16 protein-coding genes and 1 tRNA gene are annotated in these 15,676 nt (G+C 73.3%); 8 read left to right on the top strand and 9 right to left on the bottom strand.

What is annotated here, in order from left to right; translation table 11 throughout:
* Nucleotides 1-35 precede the first annotated feature (35 nt).
* The 3 genes from ACIPXB_RS05485 to ACIPXB_RS05495 all read right to left on the bottom strand — a co-directional run bounded on the left by ACIPXB_RS05485 (nucleotide 36) and on the right by ACIPXB_RS05495 (nucleotide 2,994).
* On the bottom strand, nucleotides 36-1,511 hold the full coding sequence (locus ACIPXB_RS05485; protein WP_401444864.1) for a PP2C family protein-serine/threonine phosphatase: 1,476 nt from the start codon (nucleotides 1,509-1,511) through the stop codon (nucleotides 36-38).
* 144 nt (nucleotides 1,512-1,655) lie between these two features.
* Nucleotides 1,656-2,159 (bottom strand): FHA domain-containing protein, encoded by a 504-nt coding sequence (locus ACIPXB_RS05490; protein WP_401444866.1) that lies wholly within the window; start codon nucleotides 2,157-2,159, stop codon nucleotides 1,656-1,658.
* A gap of 10 nt (nucleotides 2,160-2,169) precedes the next feature.
* Nucleotides 2,170-2,994, bottom strand: a complete 825-nt coding sequence (locus ACIPXB_RS05495) for an FhaA domain-containing protein (protein ID WP_401444868.1) — start codon at nucleotides 2,992-2,994, stop codon at nucleotides 2,170-2,172.
* Between the two features lie 291 nt (nucleotides 2,995-3,285).
* Between ACIPXB_RS05495 and ACIPXB_RS05500 the strand changes: the two genes are divergently transcribed.
* The 6 genes from ACIPXB_RS05500 to ACIPXB_RS05525 all read left to right on the top strand — a co-directional run bounded on the left by ACIPXB_RS05500 (nucleotide 3,286) and on the right by ACIPXB_RS05525 (nucleotide 8,761).
* Nucleotides 3,286-3,368, top strand: a tRNA-Leu gene (locus ACIPXB_RS05500).
* Nucleotides 3,369-3,496: 128 nt separating this feature from the next.
* A complete protein-coding gene (locus tag ACIPXB_RS05505; protein ID WP_401444870.1) occupies nucleotides 3,497-5,194 on the top strand; it encodes a sensor histidine kinase in 1,698 nt (565 codons plus the stop codon).
* A 46-nt stretch (nucleotides 5,195-5,240) separates the two neighbouring features.
* On the top strand, nucleotides 5,241-5,900 hold the full coding sequence (locus tag ACIPXB_RS05510) for a response regulator (protein ID WP_401444872.1): 660 nt from the start codon (nucleotides 5,241-5,243) through the stop codon (nucleotides 5,898-5,900).
* 154 nt (nucleotides 5,901-6,054) lie between these two features.
* Nucleotides 6,055-7,446 (top strand): DUF2252 domain-containing protein, encoded by a 1,392-nt coding sequence (locus ACIPXB_RS05515; RefSeq protein WP_401444874.1) that lies wholly within the window; start codon nucleotides 6,055-6,057, stop codon nucleotides 7,444-7,446.
* Nucleotides 7,447-7,497: 51 nt separating this feature from the next.
* Nucleotides 7,498-8,376 (top strand): J domain-containing protein, encoded by an 879-nt coding sequence (locus ACIPXB_RS05520; RefSeq protein WP_401444876.1) that lies wholly within the window; start codon nucleotides 7,498-7,500, stop codon nucleotides 8,374-8,376.
* 40 nt (nucleotides 8,377-8,416) lie between these two features.
* Nucleotides 8,417-8,761 carry a rhodanese-like domain-containing protein gene (locus ACIPXB_RS05525; RefSeq protein WP_401444879.1) on the top strand — a complete coding sequence of 115 codons (345 nt, stop codon included), beginning with the start codon at nucleotides 8,417-8,419 and terminating at the stop codon, nucleotides 8,759-8,761.
* 31 nt (nucleotides 8,762-8,792) lie between these two features.
* On the opposite strand, the gene ACIPXB_RS05530 is transcribed toward ACIPXB_RS05525, so the two are convergent.
* The 6 genes from ACIPXB_RS05530 to paaA all read right to left on the bottom strand — a co-directional run bounded on the left by ACIPXB_RS05530 (nucleotide 8,793) and on the right by paaA (nucleotide 13,712).
* Complete coding sequence (locus tag ACIPXB_RS05530) at nucleotides 8,793-10,007, bottom strand: acyl-CoA dehydrogenase family protein (RefSeq protein ID WP_401444881.1); 1,215 nt, start codon at nucleotides 10,005-10,007, stop codon at nucleotides 8,793-8,795.
* 114 nt (nucleotides 10,008-10,121) lie between these two features.
* Nucleotides 10,122-11,222, bottom strand: a complete 1,101-nt coding sequence (locus ACIPXB_RS05535; RefSeq protein ID WP_401444883.1) for a 2Fe-2S iron-sulfur cluster-binding protein — start codon at nucleotides 11,220-11,222, stop codon at nucleotides 10,122-10,124.
* The gene (gene paaD / locus ACIPXB_RS05540) at nucleotides 11,223-11,717 is read right to left on the bottom strand and encodes a 1,2-phenylacetyl-CoA epoxidase subunit PaaD (protein WP_401444886.1); all 495 of its coding nucleotides are present in this window, start codon (nucleotides 11,715-11,717) and stop codon (nucleotides 11,223-11,225) included.
* Complete coding sequence (gene paaC / locus ACIPXB_RS05545; RefSeq protein WP_401444889.1) at nucleotides 11,711-12,430, bottom strand: 1,2-phenylacetyl-CoA epoxidase subunit PaaC; 720 nt, start codon at nucleotides 12,428-12,430, stop codon at nucleotides 11,711-11,713. Before paaC ends, paaD begins: the two co-directional genes overlap by 7 nt.
* A complete protein-coding gene (paaB, locus tag ACIPXB_RS05550) occupies nucleotides 12,427-12,711 on the bottom strand; it encodes a 1,2-phenylacetyl-CoA epoxidase subunit PaaB (RefSeq protein ID WP_125813338.1) in 285 nt (94 codons plus the stop codon). Before paaB ends, paaC begins: the two co-directional genes overlap by 4 nt.
* Nucleotides 12,708-13,712 (bottom strand): 1,2-phenylacetyl-CoA epoxidase subunit PaaA, encoded by a 1,005-nt coding sequence (gene paaA / locus ACIPXB_RS05555; protein WP_401444892.1) that lies wholly within the window; start codon nucleotides 13,710-13,712, stop codon nucleotides 12,708-12,710. Before paaA ends, paaB begins: the two co-directional genes overlap by 4 nt.
* A 130-nt stretch (nucleotides 13,713-13,842) precedes the next feature.
* Here paaA and ACIPXB_RS05560 point away from each other — a divergent pair, with 130 nt between their 5' ends.
* Complete coding sequence (locus tag ACIPXB_RS05560) at nucleotides 13,843-14,493, top strand: DUF5819 family protein (protein WP_401444894.1); 651 nt, start codon at nucleotides 13,843-13,845, stop codon at nucleotides 14,491-14,493.
* Entirely contained in the window at nucleotides 14,478-15,671 is a 1,194-nt protein-coding gene (locus ACIPXB_RS05565; protein WP_401444896.1) for an HTTM domain-containing protein, read from the top strand. Before ACIPXB_RS05560 ends, ACIPXB_RS05565 begins: the two co-directional genes overlap by 16 nt.
* Nucleotides 15,672-15,676: the final 5 nt, after the last annotated feature.

A 15,676-nucleotide genomic window follows, 5' to 3' on the forward strand; every position in this document is an offset into this window, starting at 1 on the left:
AGGCCCCCTGTGCCCGCGTGCTACTGCGTGTACTGCTACTGCTTCCCGCACAGGCCGACGAGCCTCTGCTCCTCGGCGGTCAGCGCGGTGTCGGCGGGCGGCGTCTGGTTGTTGGCCTCGGCACTGCGGCGGGCTTCGTCCTTCTTGCAGGCGGTGACCTGAAGGCCGAGCTCGTCGATCTTCTCCTTGGCGCCGGCGAGGCTGCCTTCGCTGATACTGCCCTCGACCTGCTTGCGCTTGAAGGGCGGCAGGTACTTCAGTTCGAAGTCGGGGAAGTCCGTCTCGACCGTGGAGAGCTTGATCGGGCCCAGGTCCTGGCTGATCCCCCGGTAGAGGGCGATGTGCTGGTCCTTGACCCCGACGAAGTACTGCGTCTGCGTCCACCGGTGGCCGGCGTAGAGGCCGCCGCCGATGACACCGGCGACGACGAGCAGGGTCAGCGTACGTCCGATCCACTTGCGCCCTTTGCCACGGCGCCTGCGGGGGTGGTCGTACGAGTCGTACGTGTCGCCCGGGTGAGCGCCGTCGTACGCCTCGGGCTCGCCGAAGGTGCCGTAGCCACCGCCGCCGTAGCCGCCGTCGGGGGCCGCGCCGTAGCCCGGGGCCTCACCGCTGCCGGGGGGGCCGAAGGCGCCGTGCGGGGGCGGGGCCTGGCGGCCCAGGCCCGAGGCCCGGCCGGCCGGGGTCTGCATGGCGCCGCTGGGGTCGAAGAGCTGGTGCGGGTTCTCGGCGACGGCGCCGACCACGACCGGGGAGTCGTTGACCTGGGCGGCGAGGGTGTCGCCGCTGTCGGTGTCGAGGACGTCGGCGACGATGCAGGTGATGTTGTCCGGGCCGCCGCCGCGCAGCGCGAGCTGGATGAGCGCCTGGACCGTCTCGTGCGGGCCGTGGTAGTCGGCGAGGGTCTCCTCCAGAGTCTGGTGGGAGACGACGCCGGAGAGCCCGTCGGAGCAGATGAGGTAGCGGTCGCCGGCCCGGACCTCGCGGATGGAGAGGTCGGGGTCGACGTGCTCGCCACTGCCCAGCGCGCGCATGAGCAGGGAGCGCTGCGGGTGGGTGGTGGCCTCCTCCTCGGTGATCCGGCCCTCGTCGACGAGGCGCTGCACCCAGGTGTGGTCCTGGGTGATCTGCGTCAGGACGCCGTCGCGCAGCAGGTACGCGCGGCTGTCGCCGACGTGCACCAGGCCCAGGCGCTGGCCGGTCCACAGCAGCGCGGTGAGGGTGGTGCCCATGCCTTCGAGCTGGGCGTCCTCCTCGACCATGACGCGCAGCTGGTCGTTGGCCCGCTGCACGGCGATGCCGAGCGCGGTGAGGATGTCGGAGCCGGGGACGTCGTCGTCGAGCTGGACGAGGGAGGAGATGACCTCGGAGCTGGCGACCTCGCCGGCGGCCTGGCCGCCCATGCCGTCCGCGACGGCGAGGAGGCGGGGACCGGCGTAACCGGAATCCTCGTTGCCCTCGCGGATCATGCCCTTGTGCGATCCGGCGGCGAACCGCAGGGACAGACTCATGCGCACCTGCCCTGTCGACAAGCCTTCCGGGTACAACCGGTCTCGAGCCACACTGCCCACCCTCCGGTCGGGAGCGCGCTCGGGTCCGTGCCCTGGATGGGACGGGCCGACACGGCTCGCTCGCTCCGCTCGCTCATTCTCGTACTACTTCCGCAGCTCGATGACGGTCTTGCCGATGCGGATCGGGGCGCCCGGCGGAATGGGCGTCGGGGTGGTCAGCCGGGTCCGGTCCAGATACGTGCCGTTGGTGGACCCGAGATCCTCGACGATCCACTGGCCGTCCCGGTCGGGATAGATCCTGGCATGCCGGCTGGAGGCGTAGTCGTCGTCCAGCACGATCGTGGAGTCGTGGGCACGGCCGAGCGTGATGGTCTGGCCCTGGAGGGCGACCGTCGTGCCGGTGAGGGTGCCCTCGGAGACCACCAGCTTGGTGGGCGCACCGCGGCGCTGGCGCTGCTGTGGGGGCGCGGCCTGGCGCCCGCCGCCGCCCTGCGCCGGCTGGCCGGAGTTCCCGCCCCGGCGCGAGCCGCGCTGGGTGACTCTCGTGCCGAACAGGTCGCTGCGGATGACCTGGACGGCCACGATGACGAACAGCCACAGAACGGCCAGGAAACCCAGCCGCATGACCGTCAGGGTCAGCTCTGACATTGCCCCCGCTTCACCCTTCGGCTTGCCGGTAAATGATGGTGGTGCTGCCCACGACGATCCGCGAGCCGTCGCGGAGCGTAGCGCGGGTGGTGTGCTGCCCGTCCACCACGATGCCGTTGGTGGACCCGAGATCCTGGATCGTCGAGGGCGTTCCGGTCCGGATCTCACAGTGCCGGCGCGAGACGCCGGGGTCGTCGATCCTTACGTCGGCCTCGGTGCTGCGGCCGAGGACGAGGGTGGGGCGCGAGATCTGGTGGCGGGTGCCGTTGATCTCGATCCAGTGGCGCGTGGCGGAGCCGCCGCGGCCGGGTACGGGGGCCACGTGGCCGCCGGGTGCCGGCTGGCGCTGGCCGCCGGGCGGCGGGCCGCTGGGCATGGGCGGGGCGGCGACCGGCGGGTAGCCGTACCCGCCCTGGCGCTGCTGGCCCTGCTGGCCCGGCCCCGCCTGCGGCTGGGACGTGCTGGAGGCCAGGGTGCGGCTGCGCACCCGGTACAGGCCGGTGTCGAGGTCGTCGGCCTTCTCCAGGTGGACCTTGATCGGCCCCATGAAGGTGTACCGCTGCTGCTTGGCGTAGTCGCGGACCAGGCCCGCGAGCTCGTCGCCGAGCTGGCCGGAGTACGGGCTCAGACGCTCGTAGTCGCCGGCGGAGAGCTCGACGATGAAGTCGTTGGGGACGACGGTGCGCTCGCGGTTCCAGATGGTCGCGTTGTTGTCGCACTCGCGCTGCAGCGCGCCCGCGATCTCGACCGGCTGCACCTCGGACTTGAACACCTTGGCGAAGGTGCCGTTCACCAGACCTTCGAGTCGCTGCTCGAAACGCTTCAGGACTCCCATGGGGCACCTCCTCCGTCGTTGTCGCCCTGTACTGCTTACTGATCGTATCCACGCGTGGGGGATTCGGCTGGTTCCCCTACGTCCCGGTGGTGAGGAGTGTTGGTCCTCACAAGGGATCGTAGGGGTGGCCGAGGGACAGTGTCCCGCACCGGGCGGGCACTGCGGGAGGGGCAGTCGGGACGGAGATCGGTGGGTGGGGAAAAGCGATTTCAACCCGCCCCGTCTGACGTGCTAATGTTCCGGTGTCGCCAGGGGAACGGCCCGAAAGGGAAGACCACTGGGGCGCCGCTCGGGCGAGTGGCGGAACGGCAGACGCGCTGGCTTCAGGTGCCAGTGTCCTTCGGGACGTGGGGGTTCAAATCCCCCCTCGCCCACAGTGAGAAGCCTCGCAGATCAATGATCTGCGGGGCTTCTTTCGTGTGCGGCGCGGGGCGACTTTCGTCGGGCGGGGTGCGACGAAAGAGGGCAGCCACAGGGGCGCGGCGGTGTCTAGGGTCGGACCGTGGATGTGACTTCGCGGGTGCGTGCGGGCTGGGAGTGGCTGAAGGGGCCGGAGCGGTGGACCCGCGCCGCCCTGGTCAAGGACTGCGCCATGGCCGCCGTGCTCGCGCTGCTGGGCACGCCCCTGCAGGAGCTGGAGAACGGCGCGTGGTGGATGCACGTGCTGTCCGTCACGGCCGTGGTGCTGCTCACACTCCTGCGGCGGCGGCTGCCGGCGACGACGCTGGTCGTGGGAGCCGCGATCACCGGAGTGCTGGCGGGCGCCTTCCTCGTGACGCTCCTGCTGGCGTGGTCGGCGGGCCGGCGGATCGTCGGGGTGACCCGGGCCGTGGTCGCGTTCACGCTGGCGTTCGCCCTGGAGGTCGGGGTCGGGGTGGCCAGCGAGTGGTCGACCACACGGCCGCTGTGGGTGGCGGTCATCGTCACGCTGGTGTTCCTGGCCACGACGCTGATGCCCGGCCTGGCCAGCCGGTACTGGTACCAGCGCCGGACGCTGCTGCACGCCCTCCAGGAGCGCAACGCGCAGCTGCTGCGGGAACGGGTGATGATCGCCGGTCAGGCGCGGCTGCGCGAGCGCCAGCGGATCGCGCAGGACATGCACGACAGCCTCGGCCACCAGCTGGCGCTGATCTCGGTGCACACCGGGGCGCTGGAGGTCGACCCCGCCCTGACGGACCGTCAGCGCGAGGTGGTCGGCGTGCTGCGGCAGGCGTCCGTGGGCGCGATGCACGAGCTGCGCGAGGTCGTCGGGATCCTGCGCGACGGGGTGGAGGCGCCCGTCGTGGTGGAGGAGTCCACGCAGCCGTCGGCGCGCGGGGTGGCCGGGATCGGCGCGGTGGTGGACGCGGCGCGGGCGGCCGGGACGCGGGTGGCGCTGACGGCGGCGGGGCAGCCGCGGCCGCTGGCCCCGGCCTGCGACCACGCGGCGTACCGGATCGTGCAGGAGGCGCTGACGAACGCGTACAAGCACGCGCCGGGCGCGGCGATCACCGTGGAGCTGCGCTACGAGGACGATTCGCTGGTCGTGGAGATCGCCAACGGGCCCGCGGCGGGCCCCGGGCGCGGCGACGTGGTCTCCGGCGGGCAGGGCCTGACGGGGCTGCGCGAGCGGGCCCGGCTGGTCGGCGGGATGGTGCACGCGGGACCGGCCGAGGGCGGCGGGTTCCGGGTGGCGGGCGTGCTCCCGTACGACGCGGAGCCGGCCGGGGCACCGGGGCGCGGGCCGGGCGACGACTTCGGGCAGCTGGCCGCGGCGCCGTCGGGCGCGACGGCGCCGATGGACTGGGCGGCGGTGGACCGGGAGCTGGCCGCCGGCGTGCGGCGGTCGGGGCCGGCCGGCGGCGTGGCGCTGGGCTGCGGGATCGCGTTCGCGGCGGTCGTGCTGCTGCTGATCGTGGTGGTGGCGATCGTGGCGCTGGTGGCGAGCTCGGCGGACAACGCGTTCCTGAGCCAGGCGGAGTACGACCGCGTGAGCGTGGGGCAGTCCGAGGCGGAGGTGCGCCAGGCGCTGCCCAGCGGGGACTCGGTGATGACCGGCGGGCTGGACCGCAAGGGGCCCGCGAAGCCGCCCGGCGCGCAGTGCCTGGTGCTCCTGGACACCGATCAGCCGGAGAATCTGACCTCGGACCGGGTTTTCCGGTTCTGCTTCCGGGACGGCAAGCTCGTCGAGAAGCAGGCGTACCAGGTCGATCAGGACTAGCAGGTCAGAGCTGAGGGCCGATCAGAGTGAAGTGGGAGCCGGTCGCGTGACGAGCAAGGTCATCAAGGTGGTGATCGCCGACGACGAGCCGCTGATCCGTGCCGGGATCCGGATGATCCTGACCTCCGATCCGGGGATCGAGGTGGTCGCGGAGGCGCCCGACGGGCGGCAGGCGGTCGAGCTGGCGCGCGCCCACCACCCGGACGTGGTGCTGCTGGACATCCAGATGCCGGTGCTGGACGGGCTGAGCGCGCTGGCGGAGCTGCGCCGGGCGGTGCCGCAGGCGCGGGCGCTGATCCTGACGACGTTCGGGGAGCGGGAGAACGTCATGCGGGCGCTGGCGGAGGGCGGGGCGGGCTTCCTGCTCAAGGACACCGCGCCGGGCGAGCTGATCGGGGCGGTCCGGGCGGCCGCGGCGGGTGACGCGTACCTGTCGCCCGGCGCGACCCGGCACGTGGTGGACCAGCTGACCTCGGGGCAGGCGGTGGCGCGCGGCGAGGACGCGCGCCGGCGGGTGGACGCGCTGAGCGAGCGCGAGCGGGGCGTGCTGGCGCTGCTCGGGGAGGGCCTGTCGAACGCGGAGGCGGGCCGCCGGCTGCACATGAGCGAGGCGACCGTGAAGACGTACGTGAGCCGGATCCTGGCGAAGCTGGAGTGCGACAACCGGGTGCAGGCGGCGCTGCTGGCCAGGGACGCGGGGCTGTAGGTCCTGTGGTCAAAGGAGCGCGGGCCAGGCGGGACTTCGACGACAGGGCCTGGCGCGGGCCGCCGACGCGGCCCCGGCGGGGGCGGGGTGACGGGGGCGGTGTCCGGTCGGTACGGTCGTCCCTCCGAACAAAGATCGATACGGGGGCGGGCGCATGGCAGCGGAGCGGATACCGGCGGTCGCGGGCTTCGCGCCGCGCGGGAGCCAGGGGTCGCCGAAGGACGAGGGCAAGGCACTGCGCACGTTCGTGCCGCGGTCCTCGCACGCGCTCCTGACGTACCTGCCGGGGCGGCCGGACGCGGTGCGCGCGGTGGAGGAGTCCAACGCGGGGCGGGTCGCGGAGCTGACACCGATACGGGTGGGGCGGATGGCCGCCAACCCGTTCGCGTTCCTGCGCGGGGCGGCCGGGCTGATGGCGTACGACCTGGCGGGCACTCCGGTGACCGGCGTGGGCGCGCAGATCTGCGGTGACGCGCACGCGGCCAACTTCGGCCTGTACGGGGACGCGCGCGGCGGTCTGGTGATCGACCTCAACGACTTCGACGAGACCGTCTTCGGCCCCTGGGAGTGGGACGTCAAGCGGCTGGCGACCTCGCTGGTGCTGGCCGGCCGGGTCGCGGGCGCGGACGAGGACACCTGCCGGGCGGCGGCGCGGGACGCGGTCGGCGCCTACCGGCGTACCGTGCGGCTGCTGGCGAAGCTGCCCGCGCTGGACGCGTGGAACGCGATCGCCGACGAGGAGCTGGTCTCCCACACCGACGCCCGTGACCTGCTGGGCACGCTGGAGCGGGTCTCGGAGAAGGCCCGCAACAACACCAGCGCCCGGTTCGCGGCGAAGTCCACCGTGGCCGACGGCGAGGGCGGGCGGTGCTTCGTCGACGCGCTGCCCGTGCTGCGCAGGGTCGGGGACGAGGAGGCGGCGGCCGTGGCGGCCTCGCTCGGCCCGTATCTCGGGACGCTGCAGGGCGACCGGCTGCCGCTGCTGGGCCGGTACGCGATCCACGACGTGGCGTTCCGCGTGGTCGGCACGGGAAGCGTCGGCACCCGCTCGTACGTGGTGCTGCTGCTGGACCACCGGGGCGAGGCGCTGGTGCTCCAGGTGAAGGAGGCCCGTCCCTCGGTGCTGATCCCGCACCTGCCGGCGGTGGGCTTCCAGCCGCCGGAGGAGGAGCACGAGGGGCGCCGGGTGGTGGCCGGGCAGAAGCGGATGCAGGTCGTCTCGGACATCCTGCTGGGCTGGACGACGGTGCAGGGCCGGCCGTTCCAGGTACGGCAGTTCCGCAACCGCAAGGGCAGCGTGGACCCGGCGGCGCTGACCGCCGACCAGCTGGACGACTACGGGCGGATGACGGGCGCGCTGCTGGCGCGGGCGCACGCGCACAGCGCCGATCCGCGGCTGCTGGCCGGCTACTGCGGCAAGAACGAGGAGCTGGACGAGGCGGTGGCGGCGTTCGCCGTGGCCTACGCGGACCGTACCGAGGCCGATCACGCGGACCTGGTGGCGGCGGTGCGGGCGGGTCGGATCGCGGCGGAGGAAGGCGTGTAGGGCGGAGGAAGGCGTGTAGGCGGGGGACCGGTGGCGCCGTAGGGTGGACGGGTGAGCGAGCAGACTGCCGGGGACGCCTCGGCCCCCACCGACCAGGCCACGGGCGCCGCCGACGCCGCTGACGCGGGCGCCACGGGCGTCGCCGACGAGGGTGTCGCGCGGCTGGAGCGGGCCGTGCGGGCGGCCGAGCAGGCGCTGATCGAGTTCGAGATCGCGGTGGAGACCTTCCGGGTCGAGGTCGAGAACTTCTCCCGGCTGCACCACCAGAAGCTCGGGCCGATGTACTCGCGCCTGGACGAGCTGGACGCGCTGATCGCGGAGGCGCGGGCCGCGCGTACCGGCGACCCCGAGGACCTGCGGCGGGCCCAGGACGCCCGGGCGCTGGTCATGCCGATGCCCGGGGTGGACGAGCTGTTCCACGACTGGCTGGATTCGGACGGCATCTCCGACGACGCCGGGGCGATGCTCACCGAGCGTCCGGTGCGGCCGCCGGAGCGTGTGCGCCCCAGCGAGGAGGTCCGCCGGCTCTACCGCGAGCTGGTCCGCCGGGCCCACCCCGACCTCGCGCAGGACGAGGCCGAGCGCGCCCGCCGCGACGACTTCATCGCGAAGGTGAACGCGGCCTACGGACGCGGCGACGAGGCGCTGCTGCGCGAGCTGGGACAGGAGTGGGCCGCGGGGCCCGTACCGCCGCAGGCCCGGCCCAGCGAGAGCGAGGAGCTCTACGCCCGCCTGGAGTGGCTGTCGCGGCGCAAGGAGCTGCTCTCTGTGGTCGCCCGTGAGCTGGAGGAATCGGCGATCGGGTCGATGCTGCGGATGGCTCCGGACGACCCGGACCGGCTGCTGGAGGAGATCGCCGAGCAGCTGCTGGCGCAGGTCGCGGAGCGCGAGTCGGAGCTGGCGGCGTACACGGGCGGGCCGGTCGGATAGGTTCGGTCGCACCTGTTACGTACGAGAGAAGGCGACACGTATGAACTTCGGACCGCTGCCCTCGGTGGCCGCCGCCGCAGTGCCCTCCGAAGGCTTCGTCCTGGACGTCCGTGAGGACGACGAATGGGCGGCCGGGCATGTCGAGGGTGCGCTGCACATTCCGATGAGCGATTTCGTGGCGCGCTTCGGCGAGCTGACGGAGGCGGTCGAGGACGGCCGCCGCGTGCACGTGATGTGCCGGGTCGGCGGCCGGTCGGCGCAGGTCACCCAGTACCTGGTGCGCAACGGCATCGACGCGGTGAACGTCGACGGCGGGATGCAGGCCTGGGACGGCGCCGGGCGCCCGATGGTGACGGACAGCGGGAACCCGGCCCTCGTGCTGTGACCGCTGGGGTCCGTCCGGGTTCCCCGGGCACCTAGGCGAGGGGGTGGGCGGCCAGCAGGTCGCCCAGGGCCTCCTCGTGGGCCGCGGCCGGGCCGAGCTGGAGTTCGAGCTGCTTGGCCCAGGCGTGGTAGCGGTGCAGCGGGTAGTCGGTGTCGGCACCGAAGCCGCCGTGCAGGTGCTGCGCGGTCTGGACGACCCGGCGCACCCCCTCGGCGGCCCAGATCTTGGCCACCGCGACGTCACCGGCGGCCGGCAGCGGTCCGCCGGAGCCGGGGTGCTCCAGGCGCCAGGCGGCCTGCCAGAGGGTGACCTCCATGGCGCGCAGGTCGATATAGCGGTCGGCGGCCTGGACGGCGACCGCCTGGAAGGTGGCGACGGGGAAGCCGAACTGCTCGCGCTTGGACGTGTACTGGCTGGTCATGGTGAGCACGCCCTCGCCCAGGCCCAGCGCGAGCGCGCAGGTGCCGGTCGCGAGGAGACGGCGCAGGTCCTCCCAGGCGCCGGGGGTCTCGATCAGCCGGTGCGCGGGCACGCGTACGGCGTCCAGGGTCAGTTCGGCGAGCCGCTCGCCGCTGGTGGAGTACTGCTCGGCGAGCGTGAGCCCTTCGGCGGTGCGGGGGACCAGGGCCAGGACGGCGCCGGAACCGTCCTCGCCGGTGTGCGCGGGTACGGCGATCCAGTCGGCGCTGTGGGCCCCGGGAACGGCGGTCTGCACCCCGTCCAGGACCCAGCCGCCGGTGCCGGTGCCGGTGCCGGGGGTCGTACCGGCGGCCGTGCCGGCGCTCGTGCTCGTGCTCGTGCTCGTGCCGGGGTCGGGGCGGGCGGTGACGGCCAGTTCGGCCGGGTCGTGGCCGGTGCGGCCGTGGGCGGCCGCCGTCAGCACGAGGGCGCCGCGGCCGGCGTCCGGCAGCAGTTCGGCGGCCAGTGCGTCTGCGCCGTGCGCCTGGACGGCCATGGCGGTGGCGCAGTGCTCCAGCAGCGGCACCCGGGCCAGCACCTTGGCCGACTCGCGCAGCACCAGGCACAGGGCGATGGCGTCCAGGCCCGCGCCGCCGTGCTCGGGGGCCAGCACCAGGCTCAGCAGGTCGCCGGCGGCGAGCCTGGCCCACAGCGGGCGGTCGAAGTCATCGGCGACGGCTCCCGGCGTGAGCGCGGGACTGGGCACGCCGTCGGGCGCGACGCCGGCGAAGACCGCCCTGGCCGCCTCGACGGCGGCCTGCTGCTCCTCGGTGAAGGTGAAGTCCACTGCCTGTCCTTCCGCGCGCACCGGCCACGTCCGTGGTCTGACGGTGCGTCAAGATAGAACAGGTTCTGGAAATTTGACAGGGGCCGGGCGCCGGCACGGAGCCGGACGGGCCGGCTACCGGTCGAAGTCCAGCTCGACCTCCTCCGTCACCGGGTGCGACTGGCAGGCCAGGACGAACCCGGCCTCGGTCTCCTCCGCCTCCAGCGCGAAGTTGCGGTCCATCCGGACCTCGCCCGACACCACGAAGGCCCGGCAGGTGCCGCAGACGCCGCCCTTGCAGGCGTACGGCGCGTCCGCGCGGCCCCGCAGCACCGCGTCGAGCAGCGACTCCCCGTCCTGCACCGGCCAGGTGCCCGAACGGCCGTCCAGGCGTGCGGTGACCCGGCCGTGCGCGGCGACGGCCGCACCGGGGCCGGGCGCCGGCCGCGGGGTGTCCTCGACGTGGAAGATCTCCTCGTGGATCCGCGTGCGCGGCACGTCCATGCCGCGCAGCGCCCGCTCGGCGCCCTGCACCAGCCCGTGGGGCCCGCACAGGAACCAGCCCGCCACGTCCGTCACCGGCAGCAGCGAGGGCAGCAGTGCCGTCAGCCGCTCCTGGTCCAGGCGCCCCGTCGGCAGCCCGGCCTCCTGCTCCTCCCGGGAGAGCACCGTGACCAGCTGGAACCGGTCGGGATAGCGGTCCTTGAGGTCGGCGACCTCGTCCAGGAACATCGTCGAGGCCGCGCTGCGGTCGCTGCGCACCAGGCAGAACCGGGCGTCCGCGCGGGCGGCGAGCAGGGTCGCGGCGATGGACAGCAGCGGGGTGATGCCACTGCCGCCCACGATCGCCGCGTAGTGCGCGCCGGGCGCCGCGGCGGTCGGCTCCAGGACGAAACGGCCGGCCGGGACCATCACGTCCAGGACGTCCCCGGCCGCGACCTCCTTGTGCGCGAAGGTGGAGAACTCCCCGCCCTCCACCATCCGCACGCCGACCCGCAGGTGCGCGGGTCCGGGGCCGCCGGCGTCCGGCGCGGGCGAGCAGATCGAGTAGGTGCGGCGGATCTCGGCGCCCTCGGGGGTGATCCGGCGCAGGGTCAGGTGCTGGCCGGCGGCGTGCCGGTACTCCTCGCGCAGCTCCGGCGGCACGGCCAGGGTCAGCGCGACGGAGTCGTCGGTGAGCCGGTCGACGGCAGCCACCGTCAGCGGGTGGAAGGCGCCGTGGCGGGCTGCGGCCATCTACAGCTCCTTGAAGTGGTCGAACGGTTCGCGGCAGGCCACGCAGCGGCGCAGTGCCTTGCACGCGGTGGAGGAGAAGCGGCTCAGCAGCTCGGTGTCGGTGGAACCGCAGTGCGGGCAGCGCACCGACAGGGTGAGCGGGACCGGTCCGCCGGCCGCGTGCGGACGCGGCGGGGCGATGCCGAACTCGGCCAGCTTGCGGCGGCCCTCGGCCGTGATGTCGTCGGTGGACCAGGCCGGGGCCAGCACGGTGTGCACGGTCACCCGGGGTATGCCGTGGTCGGTCAGGATCCGCTCGATGTCGGCGGACATGGCCTCGATGGCCGGGCAGCCGGTGTAGGTGGGGGTGAGGTCGACGTCGACCCCGCCGTCGTCTCCCATCCGTACGCCGCGCAGCACGCCGAGCTCGGTCAGGCTGAGCACGGGCAGCTCCGGGTCGGGAACCGAGCCCGCGAGCGCGGCCAGCTCCTCCTCCAGGCGGGTGGCGGTCACCATGACGCCCCCGGGTGGCTGCGGTGCAGGTGCTGCATCTCGGCGAGCATCCGCCCGAACGGTTCGGTGTGCAGGCCCTGCCGGCCGGCTCCGGCCGCCCAGGCGCCGGTGCGCGGCCCCTGGGGCAGCTCCATGCCCGCGCGCTCCAGGACGCCGGTCAGGTCGGCGAGCCAGGTCTTCTCCAGCCCCGCCCAGTCCACGTCGACGCCCTCGACCGGCTGGAACATCTCGCCGGTGAACTTCCACAGGGCGTCCAGCGCGGCCCGCATCCGCCGGGTGCTCTCCTCGGTGCCGTCGCCCAGGCGCAGCGTCCACTGGACGGCGTGGTCGCGGTGGTAGTCGGTCTCCTTGACGGCCTTGGCCGCCAGGGGCGCGAACGGGCCGTCGCCGGCGGCCAGCTCCGTCCACAGCCGGTGCTGGTGGAGGGAGAAGTAGAGCTGGCGGGCGATGGTGTGGGCGAAGTCGCCGTTCGGCTGCTCGACCAGCTGGAGGTTGCGGAAGGCGCGCTCCTCGCGCAGGAACGCGAGCTCGTCCTCGTCGCCGGCCATGGACAGCAGCAGGCGGGCCTGGCCCAGCAGGTCCAGGGCGATGTTGGCCAGCGCCACCTCCTCCTCCAGGACCGGGGCGTGGCCGGCCCATTCGCCGAGGCGGTGGGAGAGGATCAGCGCGTCGTCGCCGAGGGCGAGGGCGGCGGCGGTGGGAACCGTGGCGGTCACAGGTGCCGCACCCCCTCGGGGATCTCGTAGAACGTCGGGTGCCGGTAGGGCTTGTCGGCGGACGGGGCGAAGAACGGGTCCCGCTCGTCCGGGGAGGACGCGGTGATCTCGGTGGAGGGCACCACCCAGATGGACACGCCCTCGTTGCGCCGCGTGTAGAGGTCGCGGGCGTTGCGCAGGGCCATCTCGGCGTCGGGGGCGTGCAGGCTGCCCGCGTGGGTGTGCGAGAGGCCGCGGCGCGAGCGCACGAAGACCTCCCACAGTGGCCAGTTCTGCGTCATCCCCGTGCCTCCTCGCCGGTGGTGCTGCTGTGCTTGTCCGCGCTGTGCCTGTCCGCGCTGTGCTTGTCCGCGTAGGCCGCGGCCGCGTCGCGCACCCAGGCACCGTCCTCGTGGGCCCGGCGGCGCTGGGTGATCCGCTGTTCGTTGCAGGGCCCGTTGCCCTTGAGGACGTCCCAGAACTCGGTCCAGTCGATGGCGCCGAAGTCGTGGTGCCCGCGCTCCTCGTTCCACCGGATGTCCGGGTCGGGCAGGGTCAGACCCAGTGCCTCGGCCTGCGGGACGGCGATGTCCACGAACCGCTGGCGCAGCTCGTCGTTGGAGTGCCGCTTGATCCGCCAGGCCATCGACTGCGCCGAGTGCGCCGACTCGTCGTCCGGCGGGCCGAACATCATCAGCGAGGGCCACCACCAGCGGTCCACGGCGTCCTGCGCCATCGCGTGCTGGGCCTCGGTGCCCTTGGACAGGGCCATCAGCAGCTCGAAGCCCTGGCGCTGGTGGAAGGACTCCTCCTTGCAGATCCGGACCATGGCGCGGGCGTAGGGGCCGTAGGAGCAGCGGCAGATCGGCACCTGGTTGGTGATCGCCGCGCCGTCCACGAGCCAGCCGATCGCGCCGACGTCGGCCCAGGTCAGCGTGGGGTAGTTGAAGATCGAGGAGTACTTCTGCTTGCCGGAGTGGAGCTTGTCGAGCAGCTCGTCCCGGCTGGTGCCGAGGGTCTCGGCCGCGCTGTACAGGTACAGGCCGTGGCCGGCCTCGTCCTGCACCTTGGCCATCAGGATCGCCTTGCGGCGCAGGCTGGGCGCACGCGTGATCCAGTTCGCCTCGGGCTGCATGCCGATGATCTCGGAGTGGGCGTGCTGTGCCATCTGGCGGACCAGCGAGGCCCGGTACTCCTCGGGCATCCAGTCCCGTGGCTCCACGCGCTCGTCGGCCGCCACGGCGGCCTCGAAGGCGGCCGCCAGGGCCCTGTCCTGCCCCGCTTCCGGGGTCACTGCCACCATCCCGGCCCCCTTGCCGATGACGAGGTTCCGAATCCGACCGACCGACCGATCGTTCGGTTCATGCTCTTCAATGGTGAGACGGCGGCCCGTAGGGTGTCAACCTCTGTGGATCGCCGATGAGCGGGGCGCGATGGATTCGAACGAGCACGAGGGGGCGGTCCCGGGCCCCCGGACCCCCGGGATCGCCGGTCTGTCCACCCCGTACCGCGTGGTCGCGGCCCTGGCGCTGGGTGCCGTGGCGGTCGCCGCCTGCTGGCACCTGGGCATGGTGTTCCTGCACGTCGCGCCGTCCAACACGATCGGCAAGCGGCACGCACAGGCTGTGGACGACTGGATCTACCCCGAGTTCGAACAGAACTGGAAGCTCTTCGCCCCCAACCCGCTCCAGCAGAACATCGCCGTCCAGGCACGCGCCCAGGTGCGCACCGCGGGCGGCGATCTGGTCACGACCGGCTGGCGCGACCTGTCCGCCGAGGACGCCGCCGCCATCCGCCACAACCCGCTGCCCAGCCACACCCAGCAGAACGAGCTGCGCCGCGCCTGGGACTTCTTCACCGGCTCCCACGACGAGGACAACAAGGCCGACGGCGAGCGCGGCGCGCTGTCGGAGGCCTACCTCCAGCGGATCGCGGTACGCCGGCTCGCGCCCGGCCACCCGGGCGACGTCCTGGTGCGCGTCCAGCTGCGCTCGGCGACGACGGCGGTGCCGGCGCCCGCCTGGAGCACCGAGGAGACCGACACCCAGACCTACTACCGGGAGCTTCCGTGGTGGACGGTGTGAGGGCCGCGGCCGCACGCGGCCTGGCGCGCGTCACCGGGCAGGTGCTGGGCCCGTACCAGAGCGCCGTGGTCCGCATCGGCATCGCCGCGACCTGGCTGTTCTTCCTGCTGCGCGAGTTCCCGCACCGCCACGAGCTGTACGGGCCGGACAGCCCCTGGGGCTTCGACCTGGCCGAGCGGCTCATCGCGACGAACAACGCCTTCACCGTCCTGATGTGGTCGGACTCGACGCTGTGGTTCGAGATCGTCTACGGGCTCGCGGTCATCGCCGCGGTCCTGCTCCTGCTGGGGTGGCGGACCCGGGCGGCGTCCGTGCTGTTCATGGTGGGCGTGCTGGCCCTGCAGAACCGCAGCGTCTTCATGGGCGACGGCGGGGACAACGTCATCCACCTGATGGCGCTCTACCTGGTCCTCACCCGGTGCGCACGGGTGTGGTCGCTCGACGCGCGGCGGGCCGCCCGGACCGGCTCCGCGGCCACCGGGGCCGCCGGGCCGGTGCTGTGGGCCGTCCTGGGGCTCGTCCTGTCCTACGCGGGTGTGGCGGGGCTGCTGAGCGCGGGCTGGCTGGCCTTCCTCGCCGCGCTGTGGGTGGTGCAGGGGCTGTGGTGGGCGGTGGAGCGCCAGGACCCGGACGGCGAGGGCCGGGCAGCCTTGGACGTGCTGGCGAACGTGGTCCACAACGCCGGACTGCTGGTGATCATGGCGGAGGTCTGCCTGATCTACGCGACGGCGGGCTGGTACAAGATCCAGGGCTCGCGCTGGCAGGACGGCACCGCGCTGTACTACCCGCTGGGCCTGGACTACTTCACGCCGTGGCCCGGGCTGTCGGCGCTGCTGGCGGGCAGCGGGACGCTGGTGATGCTGCTCTCGTACGGCACGGTGGCGGTCCAGGTCGCGTTCCCGTTCACGCTGCTGAACCGGCGCGTGAAGAACGTCCTGCTCGCCGTGATGATGCTGGAGCACGCGGGCATCGCGGTCCTGCTCGGGCTGCCGTTCTTCTCGCTGGCGATGATCGTGGCCGACGCGGTGTTCCTGCCCACGGCGTTCCTGCTGTGGCTGGGCGCGCGGGCGGCGGCCCCGCGGCGCGCCCTGCCGGGCATCCCCCGCCCCCGGACCCGGCCCGGCCCGGTGTCCCCCGCCGTGGGCTCCCCCAAGGAGCCGGCCGCGGAGACGGCATAGGGTCG

This window comes from Streptomyces sp. NPDC090022 (assembly GCF_044748145.1).
GTDB lineage: Bacteria > Actinomycetota > Actinomycetes > Streptomycetales > Streptomycetaceae > Streptomyces.

What these genes read in the sequence shown, in the direction of transcription:
- ACIPXB_RS05535 (WP_401444883.1), bottom strand. Translation starts at nt 11,222, where the DNA reads ATGGCCGCAGCCCGCCACGGCGCCTTCCACCCGCTGACGGTGGCTGCC.
- ACIPXB_RS05495 (WP_401444868.1), bottom strand. Translation starts at nt 2,994, where the DNA reads ATGGGAGTCCTGAAGCGTTTCGAGCAGCGACTCGAAGGTCTGGTGAAC.
- paaD (WP_401444886.1), bottom strand. Translation starts at nt 11,717, where the DNA reads ATGGTGACCGCCACCCGCCTGGAGGAGGAGCTGGCCGCGCTCGCGGGC.
- ACIPXB_RS05525 (WP_401444879.1), top strand. Translation starts at nt 8,417, where the DNA reads ATGAACTTCGGACCGCTGCCCTCGGTGGCCGCCGCCGCAGTGCCCTCC.
- paaB (WP_125813338.1), bottom strand. Translation starts at nt 12,711, where the DNA reads ATGACGCAGAACTGGCCACTGTGGGAGGTCTTCGTGCGCTCGCGCCGC.
- ACIPXB_RS05485 (WP_401444864.1), bottom strand. Translation starts at nt 1,511, where the DNA reads ATGAGTCTGTCCCTGCGGTTCGCCGCCGGATCGCACAAGGGCATGATC.
- ACIPXB_RS05490 (WP_401444866.1), bottom strand. Translation starts at nt 2,159, where the DNA reads ATGTCAGAGCTGACCCTGACGGTCATGCGGCTGGGTTTCCTGGCCGTT.
- ACIPXB_RS05560 (WP_401444894.1), top strand. Translation starts at nt 13,843, where the DNA reads ATGGATTCGAACGAGCACGAGGGGGCGGTCCCGGGCCCCCGGACCCCC.
- ACIPXB_RS05515 (WP_401444874.1), top strand. Translation starts at nt 6,055, where the DNA reads ATGGCAGCGGAGCGGATACCGGCGGTCGCGGGCTTCGCGCCGCGCGGG.
- paaA (WP_401444892.1), bottom strand. Translation starts at nt 13,712, where the DNA reads ATGGTGGCAGTGACCCCGGAAGCGGGGCAGGACAGGGCCCTGGCGGCC.